Origin of the sequence: Kibdelosporangium philippinense (assembly GCF_021390435.2) — a bacterium.
Taxonomy (GTDB): domain Bacteria; phylum Actinomycetota; class Actinomycetes; order Mycobacteriales; family Pseudonocardiaceae; genus Kibdelosporangium; species Kibdelosporangium philippinense.
Window position 1 is genome coordinate 513,460 of sequence record NZ_JAJVCN010000003.1, and the last position, 15,034, is coordinate 528,493.

General features: G+C 66.2%; 16 protein-coding genes. 5 read left to right on the top strand and 11 right to left on the bottom strand.

What is annotated here, in order from left to right:
• Nucleotides 1-21: 21 nt before the first annotated feature.
• On the top strand, nt 22-999 hold the full coding sequence (locus LWC34_RS34290) for an alpha/beta fold hydrolase (RefSeq protein ID WP_233729412.1): 978 nt from the start codon (nt 22-24) through the stop codon (nt 997-999).
• A gap of 10 nt (nt 1,000-1,009) precedes the next feature.
• On the top strand, nt 1,010-2,188 hold the full coding sequence (locus LWC34_RS34295; RefSeq protein ID WP_233729413.1) for a PQQ-dependent sugar dehydrogenase: 1,179 nt from the start codon (nt 1,010-1,012) through the stop codon (nt 2,186-2,188).
• Here the strand turns inward: LWC34_RS34295 and LWC34_RS34300 are convergent.
• The gene (locus LWC34_RS34300) at nt 2,185-2,736 is read right to left on the bottom strand and encodes a TetR/AcrR family transcriptional regulator (protein WP_233729414.1); all 552 of its coding nucleotides are present in this window, start codon (nt 2,734-2,736) and stop codon (nt 2,185-2,187) included. The genes LWC34_RS34295 and LWC34_RS34300 overlap by 4 nt on opposite strands.
• A 102-nt stretch (nt 2,737-2,838) precedes the next feature.
• On the opposite strand from LWC34_RS34300, the gene LWC34_RS34305 reads away from it, so the two are divergent.
• Nucleotides 2,839-4,392 carry an MDR family MFS transporter gene (locus LWC34_RS34305; RefSeq protein ID WP_233729415.1) on the top strand — a complete coding sequence of 518 codons (1,554 nt, stop codon included), beginning with the start codon at nt 2,839-2,841 and terminating at the stop codon, nt 4,390-4,392.
• A gap of 67 nt (nt 4,393-4,459) precedes the next feature.
• Here LWC34_RS34305 and gatB read toward each other — a convergent pair whose 3' ends face one another.
• Genes gatB through gatC form a run of 4 tightly spaced genes read right to left on the bottom strand, consistent with a single transcriptional unit; the run spans nt 4,460 to nt 7,969 of the window.
• Nucleotides 4,460-5,965: an Asp-tRNA(Asn)/Glu-tRNA(Gln) amidotransferase subunit GatB gene (gene gatB / locus LWC34_RS34310; protein WP_233729416.1), complete on the bottom strand. Its 1,506-nt coding sequence runs from the start codon at nt 5,963-5,965 to the stop codon at nt 4,460-4,462.
• A complete protein-coding gene (locus LWC34_RS34315; protein ID WP_233729417.1) occupies nt 5,962-6,159 on the bottom strand; it encodes a hypothetical protein in 198 nt (65 codons plus the stop codon). The genes gatB and LWC34_RS34315 overlap by 4 nt, the downstream gene beginning before the upstream one ends.
• A complete protein-coding gene (gatA, locus tag LWC34_RS34320) occupies nt 6,156-7,673 on the bottom strand; it encodes an Asp-tRNA(Asn)/Glu-tRNA(Gln) amidotransferase subunit GatA (protein WP_233729418.1) in 1,518 nt (505 codons plus the stop codon). Before gatA ends, LWC34_RS34315 begins: the two co-directional genes overlap by 4 nt.
• Nucleotides 7,670-7,969, bottom strand: coding sequence for an Asp-tRNA(Asn)/Glu-tRNA(Gln) amidotransferase subunit GatC (gene gatC, locus LWC34_RS34325; RefSeq protein ID WP_233729419.1), 300 nt, complete (start codon nt 7,967-7,969; stop codon nt 7,670-7,672). Before gatC ends, gatA begins: the two co-directional genes overlap by 4 nt.
• A 215-nt stretch (nt 7,970-8,184) precedes the next feature.
• On the opposite strand from gatC, the gene LWC34_RS34330 reads away from it, so the two are divergent.
• Entirely contained in the window at nt 8,185-8,838 is a 654-nt protein-coding gene (locus LWC34_RS34330; protein ID WP_233730932.1) for an ACT domain-containing protein, read from the top strand.
• On the opposite strand, the gene LWC34_RS34335 is transcribed toward LWC34_RS34330, so the two are convergent.
• A complete protein-coding gene (locus LWC34_RS34335) occupies nt 8,743-9,906 on the bottom strand; it encodes a glycosyltransferase family 87 protein (protein ID WP_233729420.1) in 1,164 nt (387 codons plus the stop codon). The two genes, LWC34_RS34330 and LWC34_RS34335, sit on opposite strands and share 96 nt — an antisense overlap.
• Nucleotides 9,907-9,996: 90 nt before the next feature.
• Between LWC34_RS34335 and LWC34_RS34340 the strand changes: the two genes are divergently transcribed.
• Entirely contained in the window at nt 9,997-10,878 is an 882-nt protein-coding gene (locus LWC34_RS34340) for an alpha/beta fold hydrolase (RefSeq protein ID WP_233729421.1), read from the top strand.
• A gap of 64 nt (nt 10,879-10,942) precedes the next feature.
• Here LWC34_RS34340 and LWC34_RS34345 read toward each other — a convergent pair whose 3' ends face one another.
• The 5 genes from LWC34_RS34345 to LWC34_RS34365 are packed head-to-tail and all read right to left on the bottom strand — an operon-like array spanning nt 10,943 to nt 14,948.
• Nucleotides 10,943-12,151 (bottom strand): acyl-CoA dehydrogenase family protein, encoded by a 1,209-nt coding sequence (locus tag LWC34_RS34345; protein WP_233729422.1) that lies wholly within the window; start codon nt 12,149-12,151, stop codon nt 10,943-10,945.
• Nucleotides 12,151-13,140, bottom strand: coding sequence for a phosphotransferase family protein (locus LWC34_RS34350; RefSeq protein ID WP_233729423.1), 990 nt, complete (start codon nt 13,138-13,140; stop codon nt 12,151-12,153). Before LWC34_RS34350 ends, LWC34_RS34345 begins: the two co-directional genes overlap by 1 nt.
• Nucleotides 13,137-13,589: a MaoC family dehydratase gene (locus LWC34_RS34355; RefSeq protein WP_233729424.1), complete on the bottom strand. Its 453-nt coding sequence runs from the start codon at nt 13,587-13,589 to the stop codon at nt 13,137-13,139. The genes LWC34_RS34350 and LWC34_RS34355 overlap by 4 nt, the downstream gene beginning before the upstream one ends.
• A gap of 13 nt (nt 13,590-13,602) precedes the next feature.
• Nucleotides 13,603-14,352 carry a 3-oxoacyl-ACP reductase FabG gene (fabG, locus tag LWC34_RS34360; RefSeq protein WP_233729425.1) on the bottom strand — a complete coding sequence of 250 codons (750 nt, stop codon included), beginning with the start codon at nt 14,350-14,352 and terminating at the stop codon, nt 13,603-13,605.
• Nucleotides 14,349-14,948, bottom strand: a complete 600-nt coding sequence (locus LWC34_RS34365) for a TetR/AcrR family transcriptional regulator (protein ID WP_233729426.1) — start codon at nt 14,946-14,948, stop codon at nt 14,349-14,351. Before LWC34_RS34365 ends, fabG begins: the two co-directional genes overlap by 4 nt.
• Nucleotides 14,949-15,034: the final 86 nt, after the last annotated feature.

Sequence of the window (15,034 nt, forward strand, 5' to 3'; positions counted from 1 at the left end):
ACTAGGGCAGACTCTGCGTCGATGCACGAACACGACGTGACCTCGCCGGACGGGACGAGGATTCGCGGCTGGCGCACCGACAACGCGGGCCCGCCGGTGTTGCTGTGCCCGGGATTGGGCACAGCGCCGGAAGTGTGGCCGATGCTGCTGCTGCCGGACTCTGCTGTTGAGCAGGGGGGCGCACGGGTGCTGTCCTGGTACCACCGCGGCACGATGGGCTCGGACCGACCGGCTGACGAGAGCCGGATCGAGCTGGCTGACCACGTCGCCGACGCCCTGGCCGTGCTGGACGCCGCTGGGGTACGGCGCTGTGTCGTGATGGGCTGGTCGGTCGGTGTGATGGTGGCCGCCGAACTGGCTCGCAGACATCCCGAGCGCGTCTCCGGCCTCATGTTCGTCGCGGGCGTGCCGGGCGACCTTTTCGGCGCGATGCTCGGCTCGCTCGGGATTCCGGCCGTGCTGCGCCGCGCGCTGACGTTGACCGGGACGCACGCATTGCGCGCGATCTCGCCGATCATCGACGCGATCCTGCACCGGATTCCGGTGAACACGGTCACCGCGACCCTGGCCCAGCGCAGCGGCCTGATGATGCCGGGCGCGGACACCCAGGCGGTCATCCGCATGCTGCGCCGGTTCGTGCAGCACGACTGGCGCTGGTATTTCACGCTGGCGCTCGCGGTCAGTTCCGTGCCCGCGCGTGATCTGCGTGGGCTGACGTGCCCGGTCACCGTGCTCGCTGGGCAGTACGACCTGCTGGCCTCGCCGGAACGGGCGACAAAGCCCGTCTCGATGCTCCCGCAAGCCCGCGTGCGGATCGTCCCGACCAGCCATTTCCTGCCGCTTGAGGCGCCGGATGTGGTGGTCGACGAGCTGCGGTCGCTGCTTCGCCGGGTTGCCGCGGTCGAGCGGGCACGTGAGCTGGCCAGGCCACCCGCCCGCGATCCGATCGACGCGTTGATCCCGCCCGCGCTTACCTACGGTTCACGACTTCGCACCTAGCCTGGGTGACGTGTCACGTTCCGGATGGCGGCTCGCCGCGTGTTGCGTCGCCGCAGGCCTCGCGCTCAGCGGGTGCGTGTCGTTCGCCGAACAGCCCGCGCCAGCGAAGTGGACCCAGCAGCCCGAACTGGCCCCGGAAAGCGGCCCGAGCGAGGGTGGCGGCTCCGGCGGGAACAACGGCCCCGGCCGTGGCGGCGGAGGCGGTCCACAGACGCCGGTTCCCCCGCCGGAGGGCTGCAAGGACTACCACCCAGCCGTGGTCGGTACGTGCATGGACACCATCGACTCGGTGGCGCCGTTTCCGAACAGCGACCCGCCCGCGGGGCTTGCGGGTGAACGCAAGTCCGGCCGCGTGCTGCAGGTTCGCTACGGCAACACGCCGAATCCGGTGACCACGATCCCTGTCGACGGAACAACCGACGGTGGCCTGACCGGGCTCGCGCTGTCGCCGACGTACACCGAAGACCAGTTGATCTACGCCTACATCACGACCCCGACCGACAACCGGGTCGTTCGTTTCGCCGCGGGCGACACGCCAAAGCCCGTGCTGACTGGAATTCCTCGCGGGCCGTCCGGCAACCGTGGCGCGCTGCTGCGTGACCTCACCGGCAATCTTCTTGTGGCGACAGGTGACGCGGGCAACCCCGCGCTGGCCGCGGACCCGAAGTCGTTGGCAGGCAAGCTGCTACGCATCGACACGACCGGCAAGCCCGCGAAGGGCAACCCAGACCCGAGCACCGCGGTGATCGCCAGCGGTTTCCACGCACCGGGCGGCATCTGCATCGGCGCGGACGCGCGGCCGTGGGTGACCGACCGTGGGCCGCAACGCGATGCGATCTACCACGTGGAGCCGGGCAAGCCGCTCGGCAACGCGGTGTGGACGTGGCCGGACAAACCAGGCGTCGCCGGATGCGTCGTCACTCCGGCCGTGCTGATGGTGGCCGCGTCGACCGCGGGGAACATGCAGAACCTGCCGTTGAACCCGGAGGGCGTGATCACCGCGAAGCCCACGGTTTCCCTGCAGGACAAGGAAGGCTTCGGGCGGCTCGGCGGAATGGCCGTGCTGAACCCGAACTACGCGCTGGCCGGGACCGTGAACAAGTCCGGTGGCACGCCGGTCTCCAGCGACGACCGGGTCGTGCTCATCTCCACCACCGCAGCCAACGCGGGCACAGGCGGAAAGGACTAGCCAAGCAGCCCAAGGCCTACTTCCAGGGCCGCAGCCTGCTTCTCCGCCTCGGTCGCGCCCGACTCCTGCAGCGTGAACGGGCCCATGTGCAAGACGACCAGCGACAGCCGGGCCCTGAGCTGATCGGCCAGTGAGGCGCCGGGGTCGGTGAGGAACTCGACCAAGACCTTCATCCGCTCGTGGCCCTTCAGTCCTGCGCCAAGCTCGCGCAGCGCGGGCTGGTTCTCCTGCATCAGCCGCATCAGCTTGAAGTGCCTGCCGCCTTGGCTGATCGCCGCGGCGTAGCGTTCGAGCAGCTCACGACGGTTCTCCGGAGTCGGCTCCTTGTCGGCGAGCCACGCGGAGATCTCGTCGAGGCGTTCACCCGTGGCCTGCAGCAGGCTCGTGATGATCTCTTCCTTGGTCTTGAAGTGGTAGTACAGCGCCGCCTTGGTCACGCCGAGGCGCTCGGCGATCTCCCGCAGCGAGGTCTTGTCGTAGCCCTGTTCGCCGAAGAGATCGAGGGCGACGTCCTGGATCTTCTCCTTGGTGTCCGACCGTGTGCCCATGCTCACTCCAACTTACTTGACGACCGGCTAGCAATAGCTTACCGTACGGCTAGCAAGTTACCTAGCCGGGCGGCAAGTAAGCATAGCGGGGGTTATCTACCGATGACAGCACCTCTCACAGCTCCGATATCGAAGCGCAAGCAGTACACGGTCTTTGCCGGACTGATGATCGGCATCCTGTTGGCCATGCTCGACAACATGATCGTCGGTACCGCCATGCCGACGATCGTCGGGGACCTAGGTGGCCTGAATCACTTCGCCTGGGTGGTCACGGCGTACACCCTGGCATCCGCGGTTTCCACGCCGATCTGGGGAAAGCTGAGCGACCTGTACGGCCGTAAAGGCATGTTCATGGCCTCGATCGTGGTGTTCCTGATCGGCTCAGCGCTGGCAGGCACATCAGGCTCGATGACCGAACTGATCGCGTACCGCGCGGTGCAAGGTCTAGGAGCGGGCGGCCTGATGGTCGGCGCGATGGCGATCATGGCCGAGATGGTCCCGCCGCGGGAGCGTGGCAAGGCACAGGGCATGTTCGCGGCCGTGATGCCGATCGCGATGGTCGGCGGACCATTCCTCGGTGGCTTCATCACCGACTACCTCGACTGGCGCTGGGCGTTCTACGTGAACCTGCCGCTGGGCATCCTGGCCCTTGCCGTGGTCGGAGCGACCCTGAGCCTGCCGAAGCGTGAAGGCGGCAAGGCCGTGATCGACTACTGGGGCGCGGCCCTGCTGACGCTGGGCATCGGTTCGCTGGTGCTGTTCGCAACCTGGGGCGGTACGCAGTACGCGTGGGGCTCGTGGCAGATCGTCGGCCTCGGGGTGCTGACGGTGGTCGCGCTGGCCGCGTTCGTCTGGGTCGAGAAGCGCGTGGCCGAGCCCATCCTGCCGCTGCAGCTGTTCAAGATCCGCAACTTCACGATGTCCTCGGTGCTGGCGTTCATGGCCGGTTTCGCGATGTTCGGCGCAGTGAGTTTCCTGCCGCAGTACCAGCAGATCGTGCAGGGTGCCTCGGCGACGAACAGCGGATTGCTGCTGCTGCCGATGATGGCGGGCATGCTCGTGGTCTCGACCGTGGTCGGCCAGTTGACCAGCCGAACCGGCCACTACCGCACCTTCCCGATCATCGGAACGGCCGTGATGGCTGTCGGCACGTTGTTGCTGACCCAACTCGACCTGACCACCTCGTCGTTCACATCGAGCCTGTACATCCTGGTGATCGGCGCGGGACTCGGCTTCCTGATGGGTACGACGAACCTGATCGCCCAGAACAGCGTCGAACGGCACGACCTCGGTGTCGCGACGAGCACGGCGACGTTCGCCCGGAGCATCGGCGGTTCGCTCGGTGTCGCGGTGCTTGGTTCGATCTTCTCCAGCCGGATCACGGATTCGATGACGTCCGCGCTCGGGTCCGCAGGCACGCAGTTCACCAGCGGAGGCGGGCAACTGAGCCCGAAGATGATCGAAGGACTGCCCGCGCCGGTTCGGGACGCATATCTCGGCGGCATGGTCTCCGGGATTCAGAGCATCTTCCTGTGGGCCGCGGTGTTCATCGCGATCGGTTTCGTGGTCTCGTGGTTCGTCAAATCCGAGCCACTGCGAGACTTCACCGTGGCGTCATCGTCCACTGAGGAGCGCGTCCCGGCCCTGGCCGACTAAATCCCCAGCGTGCACCTCGTGAGTGGTTAGCCGTGTTCTAACACGGCTAACCACTCACGAGGGGTTTTCAGGCGTTGGCGCGCTCCAGCACCAGTTCCTGCACGCGCTTGGCGTTGGCTTGGCCCTTCGTCGCGCGCATCACGTCACCGACGACCTTGCCCGCGGCCTGCACCTTGCCGCTGCGGATCTTGTCGAGGATGTCCGGGTTCGCGGCGAGCGCCTCGTCGACCGCGGCGATCAGCGCCGAGTCGTCCGAAACCACCTTCAGGCCACGCTTTTCCACGACATCCGCGGGTTCACCCTCACCAGTGAGCACACCCTCGACCACAGATCGGGCCATCTTGTTGGTCAGCGTGCCTTCCGCGACCATCTTGATGACCTCGGCCACCTGCTTAGGCGTGATGGGCAGGTCGCCCAGTTCCACACCACGGGTGTTCGCTTCCTGCGCCAGGTTGCTGACCCACCAGGCACGGGCCTCGGCCGGGGACGCGCCAGCATCCACCGTCGCCGCGATCACGTCGACCGCCCCAAGGTTCAGCAAGTCCCGCAGTTCCAGGTCCGAGAGGTTCCACTCCTGCTGGATCCGCTTGCGCCGCACCCACGGCATCTCCGGCAGCGTCTGCCGAAGCTCCGCCACCCACTCGCGGGATGGGGCGATCGGCACCAGGTCGGGTTCCGGGAAGTACCGGTAGTCCTCGGAAGTCTCCTTGGCACGGCCCGAAGACGTCGAACCCGTCGACTCGTCGAAGTGCCGGGTCTCCTGGCGGATCGTGCCGCCCGATTCCAGCACCGCGGCCTGGCGGGTCATCTCGAACCGCACGGCCCGCTCAACCGAGCGCAGCGAGTTGACGTTCTTCGTCTCGGTCCGCGTGCCGAACTCCGTGGCGTCCTTGAGCATCAGGGACACGTTGGCGTCACAACGAAGCGAGCCCTGGTCCATCCGGACGTCCGAGACATCCAAGGCACGCAACAGATCCCGCAGCGCGGTCACGTACGCGCGAGCAACTTCCGGTGCGCGAGAACCGGTTCCGGTGATCGGCTTGGTGACGATCTCGATCAGCGGCACGCCCGCCCGGTTGTAGTCCAGCAGCGAGTGCTCCGCGCCGTGGATACGCCCGGTCGCACCGCCGACGTGCAGCGACTTTCCGGTGTCCTCTTCCATGTGCGCACGCTCGATGTCAACGCGCACAACGGTTCCGTCTTCCAGCTCGACGTCGAGGTAGCCGTTGAAGGCGATCGGCTCGTCGTACTGCGAGGTCTGGAAGTTCTTCGGCATGTCCGGGTAGAAGTAGTTCTTCCGGGCGAACCGGCACCACTCGGCGATCTCGCAGTTGAGCGCGAGGCCGATCCGGATCGCGGACGCCACACCGATCTCGTTCACGACCGGCAGCGCGCCCGGCAGGCCGAGGCACGTCGGGCAGACCTGCGTGTTCGGTTCGCCGCCGAAGGTGACCGGGCAGCCGCAGAACATCTTCGTGTTGGTCGACAGCTCGACGTGCACCTCGAGCCCGAGCACCGGGTCGAACTTCGCGATGACCTCGTCGTAGTCCATCAGCTCGGCAGCAGCCGTCACTTCAGCTCGTCCTTACGAATAGAGCGGATGGTCAGCAGCACACCCGTGATCGCGACGAGAATGCTGGCGGATGCGTTGACCAGCAGCAGCTTGTCCTTGTCCTTGCGCGCGTTGCGGAATCCCTGTACCGCGCTGACCGCGCCGAAGACCGAACCGACAAGACCGAGCAGGCCGCGTGCCTTCTTGAAGTTCACCGTGCCACCTCCAGTTCCGGCACCCGGTTGATCAGCGGGCCGCCGTCGGACTCGTTGCGTGCCACCTCGTAGGCCGCCGCCACCCGGTACATCCTGGTCTCCTGCAGGGCAGGCGCCATGATCTGCAGGCCGACCGGCAGACCGTCGATGCCCGAAAGCTTGCTCGGCACGCTCATCGCAGGATGCCCAGCCAGGCTCGCCGGAATCGTGCACAGGTCGGCGAGGTACATGGCCATCGGGTTGTCGGTGCGCTCGCCGATCGGGAACGCGGTGGTCGGCGTTGCCGGGGAGACCAGCACGTCGACCTTCTCGTAGGCGGCTTCGAAGTCCCGCTTGATGAGCGTGCGGACCTTCTGGGCCGAGCCGTAGTAGGCGTCGTAGTAGCCAGACGAGAGCGCGTACGTGCCGATCATGATCCGGCGCTTCACCTCGGCGCCGAAACCGGCCTCGCGAGTCAGCGACATGACTTCTTCGGCGCTGCGCTCACCGTTGTCGCCGACGCGGATGCCGTAGCGCATCGCGTCGAAGCGAGCCAGGTTGGACGAGCACTCGCTCGGCGCGATCAGGTAGTACGCCGACAACGCGTACTTGAAGTGCGGGCACGAGACCTCGACGATCTCCGCGCCCAACGCGCGCAACTGCTCGACAGCCTCGTTGAACGACACCATCACGCCCGGCTCGTAGCCCTCGCCGGAGAACTCCTTGACGACACCGATCTTCAGGCCACGCAGGTCGCCGAGCGAACCCTCGCGCACCGCCTGCACGACCGCAGGCACCGTCTCGTTGATGGACGTGGCGTCCAGCGGGTCGTGACCGCCGATCACTTCGTGCAGCAACGCGGCGTCCATGACCGTCCGTGCGCATGGCCCTGCTTGGTCGAGCGACGACGAGAACGCCACGAGCCCGTAGCGCGAGACGCCGCCATAGGTCGGCTTCACGCCAACCGTGCCGGTCACGGCAGCGGGCTGACGAATCGAGCCACCGGTGTCCGTACCGATCGCGAGCGGAGCTTCAAAGGCGGCGAGCGCCGCCGACGAACCACCGCCGGAGCCGCCGGGGATCCGGTTGAGGTCCCATGGGTTGTGCGTCGGGCCGTAGGCCGAGTTCTCGGTCGACGAACCCATGGCGAACTCGTCCATGTTCGTCTTGCCGAGGATCACGATGCCCGCTTCGAGCATCTTTGTCGTGATCGTCGCGTCGTACGGCGGCTGCCAGCCCTCGAGCATCTTGGAGCCGACGGTCGTTGGCGCGCCCTGCATCGTGACGACGTCCTTGAGCGCGAGCGGCACGCCCGCCAGCGGCGACGCAGGCACGTTGCCCGCGGCCACGTCCTCGTCGACCGCGCGCGCCTGAGCCAGCGCGCTCTCGGTGCTGACGTGCAGGAAAGCGTGGACGGCCGGGTCGACGTCGGCGATCCGGTCGAGGTGGGCCTGTGCGACCTCGACCGCCGACACCTCCTTGGCCTGGATCTTCGCGGCCAGCTCGGCCGCGGTCAGCCGGGTGAGTTCACTCACTGCTCTTCTCCCAGGATGCGGGGTACGCGGAACCGTCCGTCCTCAGCGGCAGGGGCGCCGGACAGCGCCTGCTGCTGGGTCAGTCCCGGGCGAACGACGTCTTCACGGAAGACGTTGGTCAGCGGCACGGCGTGCGACGTAGGCGGCACATCCTCGCCTGCGACCTCGGTCACCTGTGCGACCGACTGCAGGATGATGTCGAGCTGACCGGCGAACTTGTCCAGCTCTTGCTCGGTCACCGCGAGCCGGGCCAGCCGGGCGAGATGCGCGACCTCGTCGCGGGAGATGGTTGGCACTCCACTAACCCCCGGGGGATTACATTTCATCTGGGACCTGGTGAGTCTATGGCGAGGGTTGACCGGGGCCCGAACGGGTTATCCGGTCAACCGCTGTTCGTAACCCAGTCGACTCGGACGCCTACTCCTTGGGGTGCGCGCCCATCTGCGACAATCGGCGCCCGGCAGCAGGTGCGGACGGCAAGGTTCCGCGCACGACGCAGGAGGCGTTCGCCTTGTCCTTCCTGATCCGGGTGCAACTCCCGGACAGCCCGGGAACTCTGGGCGCGGTGGCATCCGCGCTCGGCAAGATCGGCGCCGACATCCTCAGCGTGGACGTGGTCGAGCGTGGTGGCGGTATCGCGGTCGACGACCTCGTGGTCGAGCTGCCGTCCGGTCGTCTGCCGGACATGTTGATCACGGCGGCGGAGTCGGTCGAAGGCGTCGAAGTGGACGCGGTCCGGCCGTACGCGGGGGTCCTGGACACCCATCGCGAGCTTGAGCTGGTCGAAGAGGTCGCGGCGGAGCCGAAGGACGGCCTGATCACGTTCACCGAAGGCGTCCCGAAGATCATCAGAGCCGGGTGGGCCGTGGTGATCCAGCACGACGCGAGCGGCACGCAGCCACTGGCGACGAGCCCCGCGGCGCCGGAGATGCTGACCATCGACCTGCCGTTCATGCCGCTTGCCAAGGCCACGGTGCTGGACGGCGAAGAGCCGTGGGTGCCGGAAACCTGGCGTGAACTGGGCACCGAGCTGGCGGCGACGCCGTTGGGCAAACCGGACAGAGTGCTGCTAGTCGGTCGCCCTGGCGGGCCAATGTTCCGTGCGGCTGAGGTGGCCAGACTCGCGCACCTCGCCGGAATTGTCGCGGTTGTGCTGGACGGCTAGGGCGTACCAGTAGGTCAGCAGGATGAAGCAGTAGAACGACTGGCCGAGGTGATCGATGAGGCCGTCGCCCTGCCAGAAGACGACATTCCACTCGACGCCGATCAACGTCAGCGACACCATTAACGTGGCTGTAGCGAACTGGCGGTGCCGCAACACAACGAACACCCCTGGGTAACAAAGCACCAGGTAGTTGTGCCAGGCGACCGGCGAGAACAGCAGAGTGGCCGCCGTCACAGCCCACAGTGCGACGTCCGGATCGTGCCGGACTTTCCACAGTGTGTAGATCAGTGCGGCGGCACCGAGGACGAACCCGACCCACTCAGGCCCGCCGAGCCGGGCGACGAAGCTCGGCAACGAGGCGTTGTCACTGAACGTGCTGATCGACTCGGCCTTCAGGATGTCCATCCACCTGAAGAACGTCTGCACGCCAGTCGCGACCAGGCCGATGAGCGTCGCGGCGGCACCCGCGAGCACGGTCGACTGGAACGTTTTCCACTGCCGTTGCACGACCGGGAGCAGCATGATCGGCAGCAGCGTCGGCTTGATCGCGATCACGATGCCCAGCGCGATACCCGCGCCAATCGGCATGCCCCGCCGCTGCAGAACCCACGAGACAGCCAAACCGGCGGCGAGCACGCCATAGACCTGGCCGAGTGCGACCGTGCCCATCAACGGCGACGAGACGAGGAACGCGACCAGCACGATCCACTGTGTCCAGACCGGGATCCGCAGTTCCCGTGCCACGAGCCAACCGGCCCCGAGGATGATGACAGCGGTGAGCGCGCTGAAGATCCGGTACGCGGTCAACGTGTCCGTGAACCCGAGCGGAGCGAGCAGCACGCTCCCGAACGGCGGGTTGAGGTTGGTGACGGCCGCGCCGGTGTTGTAGATCGAATCGCCGTGCAGCAACGCGACGGCCGAGCGGTGGAACGTGTCGAAGTCTGTATGCGCGCCCATGTAGTCGGTCAGCACGCGGTCGAGGTTGAAGCTCTGGGTGGTGAGCAGCAGCCACAGCGCGACGCCGACAGCCGCCGCCGCGCACAGCCAAGTCGCGATTCTCCCCACCACTCGTGCAGGCTAGCCGGTCTCGATTTCCCGGGTGAAATAGGTGTTGCTCCTATCGTTTCCGGGACATCGTTGAAGTTAGCGTTGGGGATCGTGCGAGAAGAGACCGCGGCAAATGTCGGACCTGCCGGGATAGAGATCGTGTACGAACGGTTCGGCGATCCGGCCGATCCCCCGGTTTTGCTGATCATGGGCGGCAATGCCCAGATGATCCACTGGCCGGACGGCTTCTGCTCGGAACTGATCGCCAGAGGCCTGTACGTGATCCGTTTCGACAATCGGGACGCCGGGCGCTCGACGCATTTCCGAGACGCCCCTGTGCCTGATTTCGCGGCCGCGATGGCTGGCGACTTCTCTTCGGCTTCGTACACGTTGGCCGACATGGCGGACGATTCGGTCGGTCTGCTCGACGCGCTCGGGATCGACAGCGCGCACCTGGTTGGCCAGTCGCTTGGCGGGATGATCGCGCAGACGATCGCGATCGAGCACCCCTCCCGGGTGCGGTCGTTGACTTCGATCTCGTCGAACACCGGCGATCCCAAGGTCGGCCAGGCCGATCTCAGTGCTCTCGCCAGCCTCGGCAAGCCCGCGGACGATCGCGAGGGCTACATCGAGTGGATGGTCAAGGCCATGCGGCTGACCGCTTCGTCGCCCGGGTTCGCGTTCGACGAATCAGCCGTCCGAGCGACCACCGCGCTTGCTTACGACCGCGGCCACGACCTCGGTGCCTTTCCCCGCCAAGGCATTTCCGTCCTGGCTTACGGCGACCGAACCTCGAAGCTCCGGCAGCTTCGGGTCCCGACCTTGGTGATACACGGCGCCGCGGACCCCTCGATCGAGGGCGGCCGTGCCACCGCGGCGGCAATACCCGGCTCGAAGCTGGTGATCTTCGACGGCATGGGCCACAACCTGCCGCGTGAGCTGTGGTGCGCGGTCGCAAACCACATCGCCGACCTAGTCCGAACCGCCAGCTAGACCCTCGTGAGTGGTTACGCCGGTTCTAACCGGCGTAACCACTCACGAGGGGTGACCTGGGGTTTTAGAGGTGCTTGGCGAGTTCGCGGCGGGCGAGGGAGCGCTTGTGCACCTCGTCCGGGCCGTCGGCGAGGCGCAGAGTGCGCGCGTGGGCCCAGAGACCGGCCAACGGCGTGTCCTGGCTGACGCCACCAGCGCCGTAAGCCTGAATCGCCTTGTCCAGGATCCACTCGACCTGGATCGGGGTCGCGATCTTGATCGACTGGATCTCGGTGTGCGCGCCCTGGTTGCCGACCGTGTCCATCAGCCACGCGGTCTTCAGCACCAGCAGCCGCAACTGCTCGACCCGCACCCTGGACTCGGCAATCCAGTCCTGCACAACGCCTTGCTGCGCGATCGGCTTGCCGAACGCCGTCCTGGACACGGTTCGCTTGCACATCAGCTCGATCGCACGCTCCGCCATGCCGATCAGCCGCATGCAGTGGTGGATCCGGCCGGGGCCGAGCCGGGCCTGCGCGATCGCGAAACCGCCGCCGACCTCGCCAATCAGGTTCTCCGCTGGCACGCGGACGTCGTTGAACTCGACCTCGGCGTGGCCGCCGTGGTCGCCATCCGTGTACCCGAAGACGTTCATGCCGCGCTTGATCGTCATTCCAGGCGTGTCACGCGGGACCAGGATCATGCTCTGCTGCCGGTGCGGTTCGCCGTCCGGATCCGTCTTGCCCATCACGATGAAGATCTGGCAGCGCGGGTTCATCGCGCCCGAGATGAACCACTTCTTGCCGTTGATCACGTAGTCGCTGCCGTCACGGGTGATCATGGTGGCGATGTTGCGGGCGTCCGACGACGCCACATCGGGCTCGGTCATCGCGAAGGCCGAGCGGATCTCGCCTTCCAGCAACGGGTTCAGCCACTGCTTCTGCTGCTGCTCGGTGCCGAACATCGACAGGACTTCCATGTTGCCGGTGTCCGGGGCCGCGCAGTTCACCGCGGGCGGGGCGAGGTGCGGGCTGCGGCCGGTGATCTCCGCCAGCGGCGCGTACTGCAGGTTTGTCAGGCCCGCGCCGTGCTCTCCTGGCAGGAAGAAGTTCCACAGGCCGCGCTTGCGGGCTTCGGCCTTCAGTTCTTCCACGATCGGCGGGATGCTCCACGGGTCGTTGCCTGAGGCCACTTGCTCCTCGAACACCGGCTCCGCTGGGTAGACGAACTCGTCCATGAACTCGTTGAGCTGCGCGCGGAGTTCTTCGGTGCGGGCGTCGTAGCCGAAATCCATCAGTTCTCCTTGAGGGTCGCGTTGCCCTGTGCGACAACCGGTTCGACCAGAGCGCCGACTTGTTCAAAGCCATGCCCGACAGTCTTTCCCTGGCTGAAGCGGAAGTAGATGCCCTCGGTGATCACCGCGAGCTTGAAGAACGAGAAGGCGATGTACCAGTCCAAGTTGGACACGTCACGACCGGTGCGCTTGGCGTAGTGGTCGATCACCTCGTCGGTGCTCGGATAGCCGGGCGCGCCACTGACATTCGCGATCACCGAGTCGTCCGGCGCCTCACGCGTTGCGTACGCGACCGTCAGGCCGATGTCTGCCAGCGGGTCGCCCAATGTGGACATTTCCCAGTCCAGCACGGCGGTGATCTTGTCGTTGAGCACCAACGTGTTGTCGAGTCGGTAGTCACCGTGCAGGACTGTCGCCTCGGTGGACTTAGGCAGTCGCTCTGCCAGCCGCTCGTGAAGTCGGTCGATGCCAGGCAGGTCACGGCTCCGCGACGCGTCCAACTGCTTGCCCCATCGGCGAAGCTGACGCTCCAGGTAGCCCTCTGGGCGCCCGAAGTCGCCGAGACCGACCGAGGCTGGGTCGACAGCGTGCAGATCGGCCAGGGTGTCAATCAGCGAAAGCGCGATCGCTCGTGTCCTTTCCGGACCGAGCTTGCCGAGTTCTTCCCTGCTCCGGTACGGAACTCCAGGCATGAACTCCATGACATAGAAAGGGGCACCGAGCACTTCGGTGTCCTCGCAGAGGAACAACGTGCCCGGAACCGGAACGTTGGTGTCCTTCAAAGCCGTGATCACACGGTATTCACGGGCCATGTCGTGCGCTGTCGGCAGCACGTGTCCGAGCGGAGGCCTTCGGACAACCCACTTCTGGGTTCCGTCAGTGACCACATAGGTCAGATTCGACCGTCCACCTTCGACGATCTCAGCAGACAGCGGGCCGTCGCCGAGCTTGCCGCGCAGCTTTTCAAGATCCAGTCCTGGCAGACTCATCGGACGATCCTGCTGACGATCTCGGCGACGCACGCGGGCTTGTCGCTACCTTCGATCTCCACGACGACCTTGGTGATCGCCTGCTTGCCGCCCTGGACATCCGTGATGTCAAGGAGTTCCGACGTGGCACGGACCCTGGCGCCGACCCGGACCGGAGACGGGAACCGGACCTTGTTCGAGCCGTAGTTCACCACCATGGCCACGTTCTCGACCTTGTAGATGTCCCTGACCAGCACCGGAACCAGCGACAACGTCATGTATCCGTGGGCGATCGGGCCACCGAACGGGCCGGCGTTCGCCTTCTCGATGTCCACGTGGATCCACTGGTGGTCGCCGGTCGCGTCGGCGAACAGGTTCACAGCCTCCTGAGTGATCTCACGCCACTCTCCCGTGCCGAGTACCTCACCCTTCGCCGCGGCCAGCTCGTCGACGTCCTTGAAAACCCGCATCTCCCAGCGCCTTTCAGTCCTGTGGCCCGCCGGCCGCGTATACGACCTGACCCGAAACGAACCCGGCGCCCTCGCTGACGAAGTACGACACCAGGTGCGCGATGTCCTCCGGCTCGCCGACCCGGCCGACCGGGATCGCCTGCGCCGCACCGGCTTTCAAGTCCTCGAAGGAGACACCAAGCCGCTCGGCGGTCGCCGCGGTCATGTCGGTCGCGATGAAGCCGGGCGCGATGGCGTTGACCGTGACGCCGAACTTGCCGAGCTCGATCGCCAGCGTCTTGGTGAAGCCCTGCAGGCCTGCCTTGGCCGTCGAGTAGTTGGCCTGGCCGCGGTTGCCAAGCGCGGAGGTGCTCGACAGGTTGACGATCCGGCCCCACTTCTGCTGCGTCATGTACTTCTGCGCCGCGCGACTCATCACGAACGAACCGCGCAGGTGGACGCCGATCACCGAGTCCCAGTCGCCGTCGGTCATCTTGAACAGCAGGTTGTCCCTGGTGATGCCGGCGTTGTTGATCAGCACGACCGGCGGGCCGAGCTCGTCGGCGATCCGCGCGACCGTCGCTTCTACCTGCTCGGTGTCACTGACATCGACGCCGAGGCCGATCGCCTTGCCGCCATCGGCCGTGATCGCGGCGGCGCATTCCTTGACTCCCGCCTCGTCGAGGTCGAGTAACGCGACGGCGAATCCGTCGGCTACCAGCCTGCGTGCGACGGCCGCACCGATGCCGCGGGCGGCGCCAGTGACGATCGCGACCTTGGTCATGAATTCTCCTTCAGTGAGGTGAGCAGGAGATCGGCGTAGTGTCCGGCGATCTGGGACGGCGCGAGTTTGCCGCCCTTGCGGTACCAGGCACCCAGGTGGTGCACGGAACCGAAGAAATAGTCCACAACCAGGTCAGCGGGCACATCGGCCCGGAAATCGCCGCTGTGCTGCCCTTCCTCGATCAGGGAACGGAACCGCTCGTGGTACTTGCGGCGCTCGGCCCGGACAGCCCTTTGCTTCGCCGGGCTGAGGTGGTGCATGGACTGCGAGAAGATCTTGAAATCGTCCAGGTTCTCGATGGTGGTGATCACGACGTCGGCCGCTGCACCACGGACCCGCTCGGCCGCTGGCGCCTCGCTTGCCGCGAACTTCTCCAGCCGGTCGGTCTGCTCACGCAGCACGCGGCCGTAGATCTCGTGCAGCAGGTCGTCCTTCGAGCCGAAGTAGTGGTACATCGCGCCCTTGGTGACGCCGGCCGCCTCGACGATCTCCTGGACGGACGTGCGGTCGAAGCCCTGCTTGGCGAACAGCTTCGTGGCCTCGGCAAGCAACTTCTCGTCCACTCCGGACGCGGTGTTGACTGGCCTGCGTGCCATCGTCGGTTACCTCCGTATTCCCAGACAGCGCAACCATACCGTTCGGTATGTGAACAGCAAAGCTCGACGTGATCTAAGCAACCGCT